Source organism: Bradyrhizobium sp. USDA 4503 (assembly GCF_054055815.1).
The window spans coordinates 3,617,028-3,633,916 of record NZ_JBSRXS010000001.1 but is presented as its reverse complement, the minus strand read 5'-3'; the positions used below and the strand labels follow the sequence as shown (position 1 = coordinate 3,633,916).

At 65.5% G+C, this 16,889-nt stretch carries 9 protein-coding genes; 2 read left to right on the top strand and 7 right to left on the bottom strand.

Annotated elements, in window-relative coordinates; translation table 11 throughout:
* From treZ to ACVMIH_RS17670, 5 genes are read right to left on the bottom strand one after another with little or no spacing between them, the layout of a single operon-like run.
* A complete protein-coding gene (treZ, locus tag ACVMIH_RS17690) occupies positions 1-1,752 on the bottom strand; it encodes a malto-oligosyltrehalose trehalohydrolase (RefSeq protein WP_456782144.1) in 1,752 nt (583 codons plus the stop codon).
* Positions 1,749-3,821 carry a glycogen debranching protein GlgX gene (glgX, locus tag ACVMIH_RS17685; RefSeq protein WP_253639012.1) on the bottom strand — a complete coding sequence of 691 codons (2,073 nt, stop codon included), beginning with the start codon at positions 3,819-3,821 and terminating at the stop codon, positions 1,749-1,751. The genes treZ and glgX overlap by 4 nt, the downstream gene beginning before the upstream one ends.
* 3 nt (positions 3,822-3,824) lie before the next feature.
* Positions 3,825-5,972 (bottom strand): 1,4-alpha-glucan branching protein GlgB, encoded by a 2,148-nt coding sequence (gene glgB, locus ACVMIH_RS17680; protein ID WP_456862681.1) that lies wholly within the window; start codon positions 5,970-5,972, stop codon positions 3,825-3,827.
* Positions 5,969-9,274, bottom strand: a complete 3,306-nt coding sequence (treS, locus tag ACVMIH_RS17675) for a maltose alpha-D-glucosyltransferase (protein ID WP_229189653.1) — start codon at positions 9,272-9,274, stop codon at positions 5,969-5,971. The genes glgB and treS overlap by 4 nt, the downstream gene beginning before the upstream one ends.
* A 10-nt stretch (positions 9,275-9,284) precedes the next feature.
* Positions 9,285-11,234, bottom strand: a complete 1,950-nt coding sequence (locus tag ACVMIH_RS17670; protein ID WP_456862678.1) for an alpha-1,4-glucan--maltose-1-phosphate maltosyltransferase — start codon at positions 11,232-11,234, stop codon at positions 9,285-9,287.
* Between the two features lie 203 nt (positions 11,235-11,437).
* Between ACVMIH_RS17670 and malQ the strand changes: the two genes are divergently transcribed.
* Both malQ and ACVMIH_RS17660 read left to right on the top strand, forming a co-directional pair.
* Positions 11,438-13,387, top strand: a complete 1,950-nt coding sequence (gene malQ / locus ACVMIH_RS17665) for a 4-alpha-glucanotransferase (RefSeq protein WP_456862675.1) — start codon at positions 11,438-11,440, stop codon at positions 13,385-13,387.
* Positions 13,388-13,402: 15 nt separating this feature from the next.
* Positions 13,403-15,211: a glycoside hydrolase family 15 protein gene (locus tag ACVMIH_RS17660; protein WP_456862672.1), complete on the top strand. Its 1,809-nt coding sequence runs from the start codon at positions 13,403-13,405 to the stop codon at positions 15,209-15,211.
* Between the two features lie 361 nt (positions 15,212-15,572).
* Here the strand turns inward: ACVMIH_RS17660 and ACVMIH_RS17655 are convergent, their stop codons facing one another.
* Together ACVMIH_RS17655 and ACVMIH_RS17650 are read right to left on the bottom strand one after the other, a co-directional pair.
* Positions 15,573-16,376: an HAD family hydrolase gene (locus ACVMIH_RS17655; RefSeq protein ID WP_092085690.1), complete on the bottom strand. Its 804-nt coding sequence runs from the start codon at positions 16,374-16,376 to the stop codon at positions 15,573-15,575.
* Positions 16,373-16,861: a gluconokinase gene (locus ACVMIH_RS17650; protein ID WP_233285885.1), complete on the bottom strand. Its 489-nt coding sequence runs from the start codon at positions 16,859-16,861 to the stop codon at positions 16,373-16,375. The genes ACVMIH_RS17655 and ACVMIH_RS17650 overlap by 4 nt, the downstream gene beginning before the upstream one ends.
* Positions 16,862-16,889 lie beyond the last annotated feature (28 nt).

Sequence of the window (16,889 nt, the reverse complement as noted above, 5' to 3'; positions counted from 1 at the left end):
CTATCCGATGTGCCAGCGCACCGCCCAGCCGGGGAGGTCGCTCGACAACGCGCCGCCCCAGATCGCAGTTCCCTTCGGCTCCGGTCCATCGGGGATGTCGCGAGCGGACAAATTGGCGGTCAGCCGCAGCGTGCTGCCGTCGCCCATCTGCCAATGCGCCGTCAACAGGTCGCCAGCCACGATGGCATCGCCGAAACGGCACCCTTTGAGCCGGGGCATGATCTCCTGCCGGCGAACGGCGAGCAGGTCGCGCACCAGCGCAAGCCGCGCGCGCGCCGGATCATGGCCGAGCGCCGCCCAGTCGAGCACGGCCGATCGCACCGTTTCGTCGGCAAGCGGGTCGGGAATGTCGTTGCCATATTTGGCATAGGCCCAGGCGAACTCCTTGCGCCGTCCGGCGCGGACGGCATTGGCGAGGTCGCCCTTGAAATCGCAGAAGAACGGGAAGGGCGTCGTCGCGCCCCATTCCTCGCCCATGAACAGCATCGGCGTGGTCGGCGCGATCAGCGTCACCGCCAGCGCCGCCGCGACCGCCGCCGGCCGGGCAATGCTGACGAGACGATCGCCGAGCGGCCGGTTGCCGATCTGGTCGTGGTTCTGCAGGAAGTTGATGAAGCAGGTCGGCGACAGCATGCCGCTCGGCTCGCCGCGGGCCTTGCCGCCCCAGAACTCCGAGACTTCGCCCTGGTAGATGTAGCCGGACGACAGCGCGCGTGCGAGGTCCTGCTTCGGCGCCCGGTAGTCGCCATAATAGCCCTGCGTCTCGCCGGTCAGCAGCACGTGCCAGGCGTGATGATAGTCGTCGTTCCATTGGCCGCGGAATTTGCCGTGCGGCGGATTCTCGGCGGCATCGAGCAGGCTTGCAATGTTGTCGCCGTTTTCGAGCACGAGGTTGATATAGCGGCCGGTCTCGGTGGCGAGCTTGCCGGCGGCATTGCTGAAGTCATGGAGCACCGAGACTTCGCCGGCTTCGACGATGGTGTTGACCGCATCGAACCGCAGCCCGTCGAAGCGATAGTCGCGCAGCCAGCTCACCACGCTGCCGATCGCAAACGCACGCACCTCGGGCACGCGATAGTCGATCGCGCTGCCCCACGGCGTGTGCGCGTCACTGAAGAAGGACGGCGCATAGCGGCCGAGATAATTCCCCTCGGGGCCGAAATGGTTATAGACCACGTCGAGCATCACCATCAGCCCGCGCAGATGCGCTTCGTCGATCAGGGTCTTCAGGTCCTCGGGCCGGCCGTAGGCGCTGTCGGGCGCGTACCACAGCACGCCGTCATAGCCCCAGTTGCGCTTCCCGGCGAAATCCGCCAGCGGCATCAGCTCGAGCGCGGTGATGCCGGTCGCCACGAGATGATCGAGCTTGTCGATCATGGCGCGATAGGTGCCCTCTCGGGTGAAGGTGCCGACATGGGCCTCGAGGACGACGGCCTCATGCCAGGGGCGTCCGCGCCAGTCCGTCGCGCGCCACTTGAAGGCGGCGTGGTCGACCACATCGCTCGGGCCGAACACGTCGTCCGGCTGGAATGCGGAGGCGGGATCCGGCACATCGACTTCGTCATCGATGCGGAATTTGTAACGCGTGCCGGCGCGCGCGCCCGGGACCTCGGCGACGTACCAGCCGGCTGCATCGCGCGTGAGCGGATGCGGGTTGTCGAGCAGGAGGTCGACGCGCTTGGCAGCCGGCGCCCAGAGCCGGAAGCGCGTGCCGTCAGGTGTCAGCTCGGCGCCGAAATGTTGTCTGTTCATGTGGAGCCTGCAAATGCCAGCACCGAGCGCGGCGGTGCCCTGGTATCGGCGCCGGATGCGAATTGCTCAGCCGTTTGCTCGGCCTTGGTTGTGTTCAAGACCTGCCGCCAGCTCCTGTATTCCGCCATCCTCGGCATCCTGAACACGATCTCCTGCGGTGCGGCGTTGAGCACGATAAAGATCGGCGCCTGTCCTGGTTCCATCGGCCCCAGCACATAGGCGAGGAATCGGCTCTCGGGGAATTTCCAGTCGGATTCCTTCATCTCTTCGGCCGCGGGCGTCAGCCAGAGCACGCCGTAGCTGCCGTCGGTGCGGCGGCCGTCGAGCCAGCGCTGGCAGCGGATCTGGCCGAAGCGCTGGCGCAGCGCAGTGAGGTGGCCGATGAAATCGATGGCGTCGTCGTCCGTGCCGAGGTTCTCCCAGCCGATCCAGCCGGTCTCGTTGTCCTGGCAATAGGCGTTGTTGTTGCCACCTTGCGTGTTCGCGACCTCGTCGCCGGCGAGAATCAAAGGCGTGCCCTGTGCCAGCAGCAGGCAGGCCAGCGCATTCTTCCGCAGCTGCCGGCGCAGTGCGATGATGGCGGGATCGTCGGTCGGGCCCTCATGGCCGCAATTGTTGCTGTGATTGTCGTTGGAGCCGTCGCGATTGTCCTCGCCATTGGCCTCGTTGTGCTTCTCGTTGTAGCTGAAGAGATCGGCGAGCGTGAAACCGTCATGCACCGTGATGTGATTGACGCTGGCGCGGGTCGCGCGGTTGTCGTGGTGAAACAAATCCGAGGATGCGGTCATGCGGCCCGAGATGTCGCCGATCAGGCTGCCTTCGCCGCTCCAGTAGCGCCGCATCGCGCTGCGATAGCGGTCATTCCATTCCGACCATTGCGATGGAAACGCGCCGACCTGGTAGCCGCCGAGACCGAGGTCCCAGGGCTCGGCGACCATCTTGGCGGTCGCCAGCACCGGGTCCTGGCGGATCGCGGTGAGGAAGGGGTGGTTGCGATCGAACCCGTTCGGCCCGCGCGCCAGGGTGGTGGCGAGATCGAAGCGGAAGCCGTCGACATGGCAGACCTCGACCCAGTAGCGCAGCGAATCCATCACCATCTGCAGCACGCGCGGATGGGTGAGGTTGACCGAGCTGCCGCAGCCGGTGAAGTCGTCGTAGAAGCGCGGGTTCTCGCGGTTCAGCCAGTAATAGGAGGCATTGTCAATGCCGCGGAAGCACAGCGTCGGGCCCATATGGTTGCCCTCGGCGGTGTGGTTGTAGACCACGTCGAGCAGCACCTCGATGCCGGCATCGTGCAGCCGCGCCACCGTGGTGCGGAAGGAATCGAGCGCATTGTCCTGGGCGTAGCGTGCCTCCGGCGCGAAGAAGGCGATGGTGTTGTAGCCCCAGTAGTTCGCCAGCTTCTTCTCGACCAGGATACGGTCGTCGATCAGGCCGTGGATCGGCAACAGCTCGATGGTGGTGACGCCGAGCCGCTTGAGGTGGGCGATCATCGCCGGTGACGACAGGCCGCCATAGGTGCCGCGCAGGTTCGGCGGCACGTCCTCGCGCTTCTGCGTCAGGCCCTTGACGTGGGCCTCGTAGATGATGGTGTCTTCCCAGGGGATATGCGGCCGGATCTCGCGGCGGCCCCAGTTGAAGGTCTCGTCGACCACGACCGCCTTCGGCATGCCGCGGGCATTGTCGCGCCGGTCGAACGAAAGGTCCTCGCGCGCGCTGCCGGTGCGGTAGGCGAAATGCGCATCGCTCCATACCAGCCGGCCGGCGAGCCGCTTGGCGTAGGGGTCGAGCAGCAGCTTGTTGGCGTTGAAGCGATGGCCGCGCTCCGGCGCGTAGGGCCCGTAGACGCGATAGCCGTAGAGCTGGCCCGGCGAGACGTCGTTGAGATAGCAGTGCCAGACGTCTTCGGTGCGCTCCGGCATCTCGATCCGCTCGAGCTCGCGGCGGCCCTGGCCGTCGAACAGGCACAGCTCCACCTTCTCCGCATTCGCCGAGAACAGCGCAAAATTGGTGCCTCTGCCGTCCCAGCTTGCACCGAGCCGTGCGGACGTACCCCCGGTCAGTCGCATCAATCAGCTTTCCGGTACGAGGAAGATCGCAGCCAGCGGCGGAATGGTCAAACTCAGTTCGGGCGTGGCGTCCTCCGATGCTAGCACCTCGCCGACATTGCCGACATTGGTGCCGCCGTAATGCGCGGAATCCGAGTTGAACACCTCGTGCCACTTGCCCGCGAACGGCACCCGGACACGATAGTCGCGGTAGACGTTGGGTGAGAAGTTCGCGATCACGAGGCAGCGTGCGCGCTCGGCGTTACCCTTGCGGATCCAGGCGAACACGTTGTTGTTGGCATCGTCGGTGATGACCCATTCGAAGCCGGCCTGGTCGCAGTCGAGCTCGTGCAGCGCCGGCAGCGCGCGATAGAGCCGGTTGAGGTCGCGGACCAGGTTCTGAATGCCGCTGTGCTTCGGTTGTTGCAGCAGATGCCAATCGATCGAGTAGTCGTGATTCCACTCGCGTTCCTGGCCGAACTCGCAGCCCATGAACATCAGCTTCTTGCCGGGGTGGCCGAACATGAAGCTGTAATAGGCGCGCAGATTGGCAAAGCGCTGCCAGTCGTCGCCGGGCATGCGGCCGAGGATCGAGCGCTTGCCGTGCACCACCTCGTCATGGGACAGCGGCAGGATGAAATTCTCCGAGAAGGCGTAGTGCAGGCCGAACAGGATGTCGCCGTGATGGTATTTGCGGTGGATGGGATCCTTGCCGATATATTTCAGCGTGTCGTGCATCCAGCCCATGTTCCACTTGTAGCCGAAGCCGAGCCCGCCATACTCGACGGGACGCGACACCTGCGGCCATGCGGTGGATTCTTCCGCCGCCGTCGTCGCCTGCGGAAAATGCGCGAACAATTCGGTGTTGAAGCGGCGCAGGAAGTCGATCGCCTCGATGTTCTCCCGGCCGCCATATTTGTTCGGAATCCAGCCACCGGCGGGACGGCTGTAGTCGAGATAGAGCATGGAGGCTACGGCATCGACGCGCAGCCCGTCGATGCCGTAGCGATCAAGCCAGAACAGCGCGTTCGACACCAGGAAGTTGGTGATCTCGGTGCGCCCGTAATTGTAGATCAGCGTACCCCAATCGAGGTGACGGCCCTGCAGCGGATTGGCGTGCTCGTAGAGCGCGGTGCCGTCGAAATTGCCGAGCCCGTGCGGATCGTCGGGGAAATGCCCGGGCACCCAGTCGAGCAGCACGGCGAGCCCTGCGCCGTGGCAGGCGTCGATCAGCGCGGCGAAATCGTCCGGCGAGCCGAAGCGGCTGGTCGGTGCGAACATGCCGGTCGGCTGGTAGCCCCAGGAGCCGTCGAACGGATGCTCTGATATCGGCAGGAATTCGACATGGGTAAAGCCCATGTCGCTGGCATAGGCCGGCAGCTGCTCCGCCATCTCGCGATAGGTCAGCCACTCGTTGCGGCCCTTGCGCCGCCACGACCCGAGATGGACCTCGTAGATCGACATCGGCGAGTTCAGCGCGTTGACGCGATCCGGCGCCGGGCGCGGATGCGGGATCTTGCGTTCGTCGATCACGATCGAGGCGGTCTTCGGGCGCACCTCGGCGGCGAACGCCAGGGGATCGGACTTCAGCGGCAGATGCTGGCCGTTGCGCCCGATGATCTCGAACTTGTAGTGGTCGCCGACCCTTGCACGCGGGATGAACAGTTCCCAGTAGCCCGGGCCGCGCACGCGCATCGGATGCCGCCGTCCGTCCCAGAAATTGAAGTCGCCGACCACGCTGACCCGGCGCGCATTCGGCGCCAGCACCACGAAGCCGATGCCGTCGACGCCGTCGAGCGTCATCGGATGCGCGCCGAGCGTGTCGTAGACGCGCTGATGCGTGCCTTCGCCGAGCAGATAGAGATCGAAATCGCTCAGGATCGGCGGAAAGCGGTAGGCATCCTCCAGCTCGACGACGTTGTCGCCGAAACGGGCGCGGAGCTGGTAGCGCGTCGAGCCGTTCGGCAGGGGGCCTGCGAACAGGCCGGCGTCATGGATTCGCGCCAGCTGTGCCGTCTCGCCATGCTCGCCGATCGCCTCGACATTGCTGGCATCGGGCAGGAAGGCGCGCACGACGTTGCGGTCCCCCTCTGGGTGAAGCCCGAGATAGTGGAAGGGGTCGGAGTGGCGGCCCTCGATGATGGCATAGGCCTCGGCGGGCAGTTTGCTCATGCAACCTCATGCGGCTGTTGCGCCAGGATCCTCAGCAGGCCGGTGAGCGGCACCCGCAGCCAATCCGGCCGGTTGGCCAGCTCATACTCGATCTCATAGAAGGCTTTCTCAAGCAGGAAAAAACTGAGCAGGCGGTCGGCCGTCTTGGCGTCGGCGGGCCACAGCCGCTGGCCGGCCACCGTCTCGCGATAGGCCGCCAGCAGGGTATCCGCGGCCTGGTCGCGCCATTCGGCCAAGGCGAGGCTCAGCCGGCCGCTCTCGTCGGGGGAGACCTTGAGCGTGCGTTCCAGCGCGGCGGTCGCCGCATAGTCGATCGAACGGATCAGGCCGGCGACGTCGCGCGCCGGCGGTGCCTTGCGCCGCCGCTCGGCGATGGTGCGGCCCGGTCCGCCGTCGAAATCGATGATGAAGACGTCGTCCTTGACCACCAGCAACTGACCGAGATGCAGGTCGCCGTGATGGCGGATGTTGAACCCGTCGGTTTCTCGCGGCAGCAGTGCCTTGAGCCGCTCCGGCAGCGTGTCGTGCTGGGCCTGCAACTGATCGGCCAGCAGCCGGTCGGCCTCCCTCAGCGAGCCGCGCCGCTGCTTCAGCGTATCGAACACGCGCTCGGCCCGCGCCATGATCTCGTCGGCCCAGCGCTGCAGGTCGTCGGGCTTGGTCGGCTCGGGCGCGAAGTCCGGCAGGTCGCGGTTGCTGGCGAGCGCCAGATGCAGCTCGGCCAGCCGCTTTCCGCTATGCGACATGTGGCGCAGATAGGTCGCCTGGTCGCCGTTCTCCACGGGGTGCTCGCTCACCGTCAGCAGGCGCTGCCGTTCGACCAGGCGGTCGAGGTGTGCGCCTGCGATGGTCCAGAGGTCGCCCTGGTTGACGACCATCGCATGCAGGACGGCGATGGCGCTGCGCTTGTCGCCCTCGATCAGCTCGGCGGTGCCGAGCAAGGCAGGGGTGTTCGGAAAGTTGACCACCTCGGTGAGGAAGCGGCCCATCTCGATCTCCGGATTGATGCCGACCTCGAGCTTGCGATAGATCTTGGTGACATATTCGTTGTCGACCAGCGCGGTCGAATGCGGCTGGTCGTTCTCGAACACTCGGATACGCTCGGGCTGCCGCACCGGCCGGTCGGAGAAGCGGCTGGTCGGCCGGAATTCGAGCTTGAGGCCTTGCTCGCCTTCGTCGACCGTGAGGTTTTCCCGCAGGTTGCGCAGGAACAAGCCGGTGAAGATCTGGTCGGTGGCAACGTCGAGCAGCGTGCCCTCGCGCGCGCCCTGGCGTATCGCGGCGAAGGCGCGCGGGTTGTAGCGCTCGCGGTCGAAGCGCACCCACTCGATCTGCATCGGCAGCACGTAGCGGCTGGTGGTGCCGCGCTGCGTGGTCTCGAAGAAGGCGAGCCACGGCCGGTTGTCGCCGATGTCGCAGAACGGGATCGCGGAGACCAGCACCGGCTGGATCGCGCTCGCCGATCGTTCCGGATACCAGCGCGTGCGGGCGAGATGACCGGGCAGCACGTCGTGCTCGAACACGCCGCGGGTGCGCGCCAGTGACATCCAGGTCGAATTCAGCGGCACCACCAGCGTCTCGAATTCCGGCACCGCGCGCGGCGTCACCGGCTCGGACTTGTCGCGCTCCTGCAGCTGGAACCAGTAGAAGCCGTACGGCGCGAGCGTGATCATGTAGGGCAGCTCGCCGATAGCCGGGAAGCGCGTGCGGCCGAGCATCTCGAGCGGAATGCGGTCCTTGAAGGCGGAGAGGTCGAGCTCGGTGGCCTGCGCCGACCGCGACAGATTGGCGATGCACAGGATCGCCTCACCCTGGTACTGGCGCACATAGGCCAGCACCGAGCGGTTCTCCGGGCGGATGAAGGTCATGGTGCCGCGCCCGAAGGCAAGCGTCGACTTGCGTACCGCGATCAGCCGCTTGGTCGCCGACAGCAGCGACGACAGGCTGCGTGACTGCGCCTCGACATTGACGGATTCATAGCCGTAGACCGGGTCCATGATCATCGGCGCGTAGAGCCGCGCCGGGTCGGCGCGCGAGAAGCCGCCGTTGCGGTCCGGCGACCACTGCATTGGCGTCCGCACGCCGTTGCGGTCGCCGAGATAGATGTTGTCGCCCATGCCGATCTCGTCGCCGTAATAGATGATCGGCGTGCCCGGGAACGACAGCAGCAGTGAGTTCATCAGCTCGATCTTGCGCCGGTCGTTGTCCATCAGCGGCGCAAGGCGGCGGCGGATGCCGACATTGATGCGGGCGCGCGGATCGTTGGCGTACGTCGACCACAGATAGTCGCGCTCGACGTCGGTGACCATTTCCAGCGTCAGCTCGTCGTGATTGCGCAGGAACAGCGCCCACTGCGCAGCGGCGGGAATGTCGGGCGTCTGCCGCAGGATGTCGGTGATCGGAAAGCGGTCTTCCTGGGCGATCGCCATGTAGATGCGCGGCATCAGCGGGAAGTGATAGGCCATGTGGCATTCGTCGCCATGGCCGAAATATTCCTGCACGTCCTCCGGCCATTGATTGGCTTCGGCCAGCAGGATCTTGCCCTTGGCGTAGGCGTCGAGCTCCTGGCGCAGCCGCTTGATGATGGCATGCGTCTCCGGCAGGTTCTCGTTGTTGGTGCCGTCGCGCTCGCACAGATAGGGAATGGCGTCGAGCCGGAAACCGTCGACGCCGGTGTCGAGCCAGCGCTTCATCACCTGCACGATGGCGCGCACCACGCGCGGATTGTCGAAATTCAGGTCCGGCTGGTGCGAGAAGAAGCGGTGCCAGTAGAACTGGCCGGCCTCCGGATCCCAGGTCCAGTTCGACTTCTCCGTATCGGTAAAGATGATCCTTGTATCGAGGTATTTCTGGTCGGTGTCGCTCCAGACGTACCAGCTGCGCGCGCTCGAATTCGGCGGGCTGCGGCGAGCGCGCTTGAACCACGCATGCTGGTCCGAGGTGTGGTTGACGACCAGCTCGGTGATGACGCGCAGGCCGCGCTTCTTGGCCTCCTGGATGAAGCGCTTGAAGTCCTTCATCGTCCCGAAATCGGGATTGATGTCGCCATAGTCGCCGATGTCGTAGCCGTCGTCGCGGCCGGGCGAGGGATAGAACGGCAACAGCCACAGCGCGGTGACGCCGAGCTCCTGCAGATAGCCGAGTTTCTCCGTCAGCCCCGCGAAGTCGCCGATGCCGTCATTGTTGCTGTCGGCAAATGCCTTGACATGCAGCTGGTAAATGATCGCGTCCTTGTACCACAGCTGGTCCGCAGTCTCGGTTGCGACCTTCTCCTGGGTATTGACGGAGGAGAATACGTTCATGACGGCTCCTTCAGGCGACACAGCGCAGCAGCAACGCGGGATCGCGCGCAGGATCTATACGTAGACGGATGCCTCCCCATTCGAGCGCGTGGCGCTCTCCGGTGACAAGGTCTTCCACTGCCGAGACGGGGCGGCGGGCATCGCCACGGCCGACCATGACGTCGCCGAGCGGCAGCCAGACCTCACGCAGCTCGGCTGATAATGCAATCGCGGCCGCGATCACATTGCCCTGATCGACGGCCTCCTTGATGAAGCCGATCACGCCACCGTCATCGACACTGATAAAGCGCAAATTGGCGAATTGTTGCAGGGCCGGATTGCCGCGTCTGATCCGGTTGAGAGCTGCGATATAGGGCTTGATGTTCCCCGGCTGCTCCCAGTTGCGAACCCTGATCTCGTACTTCTCGGAGTTGAGATATTCCTCGCGGCCGGGGACTGGCGTGTGCTCGAGCAATTCGAAGCCGCTGTAAATGCCATAGCTGCTTGAAAGCGTCGCGGCCAGCGCGAGACGCGACTTGAACATCCAGGATTCGCCGCTTTGCAGGTGGAAGGGCAGGATGTCCGGTGTGTTGACGAAGAAATTCGGCCGAAAGAAGTCACGCTCGGGATAGGAGGTCAACTCGCCGAGATATTGTTCGAGCTCGAAGCGCTGCGTCCGCCAGGTGAAATAGCTGTAGGACTGTGTGAAGCCGAGCTTGGCGAGGCCCTTCATCAGTTTCGGGCGCGCGAAGGTTTCCGCAAGGAACAGCACGTCCGCGTCGCGGTCCCGCACCTCGCGGATCAGCCACTCCCAGAACGCCAGCGGCTTGGTGTGCGGATTGTCGACCCGGAAGATCCTGACGCCCTGTTCGACCCAGAACAGCACGACGTCGCGCAGTGCGCGCCACAGGGCGCCGGCGTCTTCGGACCCGAAATCCGGGTTCACGATATCATCCCAGCGCTGCGGGGGATGCTCGGCGGTGCGCATCGATCCGTCCGGGCGCCGCTTGAACCACTCTGGATGTTCGTTCAGCCAGGGATGATCGGGGGAGCACTGCACGGCGAAATCGAGCGCGACCTCGAGGCCATGCGCCTGGCTTGCCGCCACGAAGGCGCGGAAGTCGTCGAGCGTGCCGAGTTCCGGATGCACGGCGTCGTGGCCGCCCTCGGCTGCGCCGATCGCATAGGGGCTGCCGGGATCGCCCGTCTGTGCGATCGCGGCATTGTTGCGGCCCTTGCGGTGCTGCCGGCCGATCGGGTGGATCGGCGCGAGCAGGACGACGTCAAAGCCCATCGCGGCGATGTCGGGAAGCCGCGCGATGCAGTCGTTGAAGGTTGCATGCATGCCCGGTGTCTTGCCCTGGCTGCGCGGAAACATCTGGTACCATGCGCCGCTGCGCGCCTGCGGGCGGTCCGCGGTCAGCGGGTAGAGCTGCGATCGCATCAGATCGCGCCGAAACTGGCTGCCGGCCATCGCCTCCCGCAATTCGGGCGCGAGCAGCGCACCTGGTTCGCCGGTCTGCAGAAAGATTTCGCACTGCCTGATGATGACGGCCGCCGCCGCCGGGCTGCCGGCCTGCGCCTGGGTCAGCATGCCCGCGCCTTCGAGCGCGTCCAGCGTGTGATCGCTGCCGTCGCGCGGCGTCTGCTCGAAACGATGCCGCCAGCTGGCGAATTCATCGGTCCAGGCCTCGATCGCGAAGGCGTAGCGGCCGGGCCGGTCGGGCACGAAAGCGCCGCCCCAGCGGTCGTCGCTGTGCGCCGTCATCGGCGCGACCTGCCATTCGCTGTCGCCCTCGCGCCGCCACACCAATGCCGCCGATATCACGTCATGTCCGGCACGGTAGATGTCGGCCCACACTTCGACAGGTTCGCCCACAATGCGCTTGACCGGAAAGCGGCCTCCATCAACCGACGGATAGACATCGGTGATATGAAAAGTGCCATGGGCACTCTCGACAGGCCGGAGGGTTTTGTTCACGGTGATGCCGCCATTAAAAATGCAAATGACGTCCCGGCGCCGGGAAGGAGGCGCGCCAGACCCATATAGAAAGCCGCTCGCCGGGCAATGGTTCCCGGTGGGAACGCCGGATAGGGTAGAGCGTTGAACATCAACTATCCCTTTCCCGTATCTGTACAATTTAGCAACGATCCACCTACCGTTGCGAGCAGGCAGCGTGCCGAATGGACCTTTACGCCAAAGCCCAGACCCTGGGAATCCAGACCGAGTATATCGATGGCAGCGGTCACCGCCGTGTGACAACCCCCGAGGCGCTCGCGGCGATCCTCGACGCGCTGCCGCCGCAGGCGCCCCGTCGGATCATCGCCGATCCCGTGGTGGTCAGAGGCGGCCAGGCTGCGCAAACGCAGCTCTCGGAGGCTGCCCGGCTTCCGGTGCAATGGAAGCTTGCGAATGGCACCGGGGTGCTCGCGCAGGGCGAGGCGCGTGAGCGCAGTGTGACGTGGCCGTCAGGTCTGCCCGAAGGGGTGCACCGGTTGCAGCTATCGGACGCATCTGGCAGCGAGGAGCTGCCGCTGCTGGTGGCGCCGCACGGCGCCTTCGGCGGCGAGTTCGACCGCTGCTGGGTGATCGCGGTGCAACTCTACGGCGTGCGGTCCGCGCGCAACTGGGGCATCGGTGACTTCACCGACCTGCAGCACCTGCTCGAATTCGCCCACCGGCTCGGCGCCGACGGCGTCGGGCTCAATCCGCTGCATGCGCTGTTCGACGATCGGCCCGGCGATTGCAGCCCGTACTCGCCGAACAGCCGGCTGTTCCTCAATGCGCTTTACATCGACGTCGAGCAGATTCCCGAATTCCGCGTCGATGCCGAGACCAAGGCCGCGCTGGCACCGCTCCGCAGCCACGACATGGTCGACTATGTCGGCGTCGCGGCGCAGAAATGGCCGGCGCTGCGCGCGGCATTCGCAGCCTTCAAGGCCAACCCGGGCCTCGGCCGCTGGCAGGATTTCGAGGCCTATCGCAACGAGCAGGGCACGCTGCTGTCGCGCTTCGCCTGCTTCGAGGTGATGCGGCACAAATTCAACACGCCGTGGTGGGAATGGCCGGACGAATGGCGGCAGCCGAGCGATGCAGCTTGTGCCAAATTGCGCCGCTCACGCGACTCTGCCGCCGAGGTCGAGTTCGTCGAATTCGTGCAATGGACCGCGGACCGTCAACTCGGCGCCTGCCAGGCGCTGGCGCACAAGCGCGGCATGCGGGTCGGGCTTTATCTCGACGTCGCCGTCGGCGTGCAGTCGGACGGGTTCGACGCCTGGAATGAGCAGATCGCGATCTCGCGCCATCTCGGCGTCGGCGCGCCGCCGGACCCGCTCAACACGGCGGGCCAGGACTGGGGGCTTGCCGGCTTCAACGCCGCGGGCCTTGAACAGCGCTCGTTCGAGCCGTTCAGGCAGATGCTGCGCGCCTCGATGCACTACGCCGGCGCGATCAGGCTCGACCACGCGTTCGGGCTGAAGCGGCTCTATCTGGTACCGCGCGGCTTCGGCCCGGCCAATGGCGCCTATGTGCTGATGCCGTTCGAGGCGCTGCTGGCGGCGACCGCGCAGGAGAGCGTGGCGAGCCGCTGCGTCGTGATCGGCGAGGACCTCGGCACCGTACCTCCCGGGTTCCGCGAGCAGATGAACGGCTGGGGCATCTGGTCCTATCTCGTGATGATGTTCGAGACCGACGACCAGGGCGTCTTCCGCAACGCCGACTACTATTTGCCGAATGCGCTGGTGACATTCAACACCCACGACCTCTCGACCTATGCGGGCTGGCGCTCGTTCAGCGACCTCAGGACCAAGCGTGCGCTCGGGATCGATCCCGGCGAGACCGACGAGGGGCGCTGGCACGCGCTCGGCCAGCTCGACGACGTGCTGCGCCGGCACGACATCCACGCGAACGATTTCTATTCGGTGGCGAGCTTCCTGGCACGGACGCGGTCGCGGATGATGGCGGTGTCGATGGAGGACCTGCTCGGCATTGTCGAGCAGCCGAACATCCCCGGCACCGTCTACGAGCATCCGAACTGGAAGCGGCGGCTTCCGGTCTCGATCGAGCATCTCGCGTCCGCGATCGACGTCGACGCCCTCAAGCGCGCGACCCGCGAGCGCTCGCACACCGGGTAACGCGGAGCGCGGCGGGTGGCCTCTCGTATCGAAGACTATGGACTGATCGGAGATTGCGAGACCGCCGCGCTGGTCGGCCGCGACGGCTCGATCGACTGGCTGTGTTGGCCGGCGTTCGATTCCGACCCCTGCTTCGCGGCGCTGCTTGGCACGTCGAGGAACGGTCGCTGGCTGCTGGCGCCCACGGGCGAGATCAAGCAGACCTCGCGGCGCTACTGGGACGATACGCTGATCCTGGAGACCCGGTTCGAGGTGGAAGGCGGCGCGGTTGCGCTGATCGACTTCATGCCGCCGCGCGGCAACGCCTCCGATGTGGTCCGCCTCGTTCGCGGCATCAGCGGCCGCGTCAAGATGCGCATGGAGCTGGTGATCCGCTTCGGCTTCGGGGTCGATGTCCCATGGGTGCGGAAGAATCCGGATGGTGACGGGCTTCTGGCGATCAGCGGGCAGGACATGACCGTGCTGCGCACGCCGGTGGAAACCCGCGGCAAGGATCTGACCACGATCGCCGATTTCGAGGTCGGCGAAGGCGACACCGTGCCGTTCGTCCTGACCTATGGACCGTCCTATCACCCGGTGCCGGAGGCGATCGACCCTGAGGCCGCGCTGAAGGACACCGAGGAATACTGGCGGGAATGGTGCAACCGTTCGACCTATGACGGCAGCTATCAACGCGCCCTCGTGATGCGCTCGCTGATCACGCTGAAGGCGCTGACCTTCAGGCCGACCGGCGGCATCGTCGCGGCACCCACCACGTCGTTGCCGGAAAAGCTCGGCGGCGCGCGCAATTGGGACTACCGGTTCTGCTGGCTGCGCGACGCCACCTTTACGCTGCTGGCCCTGATGAATTCGGGCTACACCGAGGAAGCGGCGGCCTGGCACAACTGGCTGCTGCGGGCCGCAGCCGGCGCGCCGGCCAACATGCAGATCATGTACGGCATCCTGGGCCAGCGACGCCTCCTGGAATGGGAGGCAGGGTGGCTGTCCGGCTATGAAGGGGCGCAGCCGGTACGCGCCGGCAACGCCGCGCATGCGCAACTTCAGCTCGACGTCTATGGCGAGCTGATCGACGCCTTCCATCAGTCCCGCATGGCCAAGCTGAAGCTCGACGAAGAGAACTGGTCGCTCGAATGCACCGTCGTCACCCATCTCGCCGATGTCTGGGATCAGCCGGATCACGGCATCTGGGAACGCCGTGGCACCCCCAGACACTACGTGTTCTCCAAGGTGATGTGCTGGGTCGCCTTCGACCGCGCCATCAAGAGCGCGGAGCGGTTCGGCTTCAAGGGGCCGCTCGTCAAATGGCGGGTGCTGCGCGAGGCCATTCATCGCGACGTCTGCCAACGCGGCTTCAATCCCGGCCTCAACAGTTTCGTCGAGAGCTATGGCTCAAAGTTGCTCGACGCCAGCCTGCTGCTGCTGCCGTCGGTCGGCTTCCTGCCGTCGGGCGATCCGCGCATCCGCGGCACGATCGACGCGGTCGAACGGCACATGATGCGCGACGGCTTCGTGCTGCGGCACGATCCGCGCGAGGTGTCCGATGAGGTCCAGCCGATCGAGGGCGCGTTCCTGGCCTGCAGCCTGTGGCTTGCCGACGCTCATGTGCTGGCGGGAGATGTCGACAAGGCGCAGACCATGTTCGACCGCGTGGTGGCGGTCGCCAACGATCTCGGACTGTTGGCCGAGGAGTTCGATTCCGGCGCCGGCCGGCAGACCGGCAATTTCCCGCAGGCGCTGACCCATATCGCGTTGATCAACACCGCGCACAATCTCAGCGCCGCCAGGGCCGACGCCGAGAAGCCCGCGGTGCAGCGGTCGACTTAAACCACCGCGGCGATGCCGCCCTCCGCCTTCCGCTTGCGGCACCGCCGCAGGTCCGCGCTGCCAAAATATCGAAAACAACCCCATGCAAAGGAGCCGGCAGCTGCCGGCACTCGACCGGGCAACTTGACACGTCGGGCAAATCAGGAATATATTTCCAATATTCCGAAATCGTGCGAGTGTGATCGGCCGCCTCAAGGAACCGCGGATTGGTCGGGTGACAGATCTCGCCGTGACAAAGGGCCGCGTGATCAGCGTGACGCGATCACATGATCGATTTGACTCGATTGCGATGTAGCGGACTGTAACGGCGATCACGCTGCGGCCCGCGCTCGATCACGCGTGGGGCGATCGTTCGCACGCCTCAGCGAAGCTGCAACACCGTGTCCATCGCGCGTGCGAAACCGTCCTGCTCGTTGGATTCGGTGACATGGGTGGCGCGCGCCTTCACGTCATCGCTGGCATTGCCCATCGCGAAGGAGACGCCGCTTCGCGCGAACATCGGCAGATCGTTCTGCATGTCGCCGATCGTGGCGACGTTCTCCAGCGGCACGCCAAGGCGCTTCGCGATGCCCTCGACGAAGGTGCCCTTGTCGTGGCCCGGCGGGGTGACGTCGAGATAGTAGGTCTGCGAGCGGACCGCGGTGGCATCACGGCCGACCATCTGCTGCATCTCCGCCTCGCAGCGTTGCAGCAGGGCCGCATCCGAACTCGCGCCGACGATCTTGCAGGCCTGATCGAGATAGGGCGTGAAATCGCCGACGATGGTCGGATCATGCTTGATCGTGTGCTGCTCGTGGGCGGTGTACTCGCCGTCAGGATTCCGCGTCAGCCAGCGGTCGTTGGTGAACAGCCAGATGTCGACGTCGCGCTCGCGCAGCATGTCGATGCAGCGTTTTGCGACCGCGGCCGGGATCAAATGCTGCTCAAGGGGCTTGAGCTGCGGATCGACGATCGAAGAGCCGTTGAAGGCGCCGATCGGCTGTGTGATCGCAAGCGGCGCAACCAGAAAGCCCATCCCGATCGTCGGCCGGCTGGAGACGATGGTGAAGCCGATGCCGGCCTCGTGCAGCCTGCGCACCGCCGCCCTGGCGCCGTCGGTCAAGGTCTTGTCCTTGGTGAGCAGCGTGCCGTCGACATCGGATACGACAAGGGCGATGCGGGTCATGTGCGGTCCAACTTCAGTTGATTGACGATGTCTTCGACGATGGTTTCGACCGGACGGTCGATCGCAACCGTGATCGGGCGTTCCTCCGGGGTCGGCGGCTCCAGCGTCTTGAACTGGCTGGCGAGCAGCCCCGGCGGCATGAAATGGCCCTTGCGCGCGCCGAGCCGCGTGGCGATCAGCTCCTGCGAGCCGTCGAGGAAGACGATGCGGATATCGTTGCGGCCATGCACCAGGATGTCGCGATAGGCGCGCTTCAGCGCGGAGCAGGCGATGACGGCGCGTTCGCGGACGCCGCAGGTGCGGTCGATCTCGTCGGCGATCGCGCGGAGCCAGGGCCAGCGATCCTCGTCGGTGAGCGGCTGGCCGGAATGCATTTTGGCGACATTGCTTGGTGGATGAAAACTGTCGCCGTCCTCGAAGCGCCAGCCGATCCTGATCGCCAGGCGGTCGGCGATGGTGCTCTTGCCCGAACCCGACACGCCCATCACGACCAATGCGCAGGGGTTTTGTCCG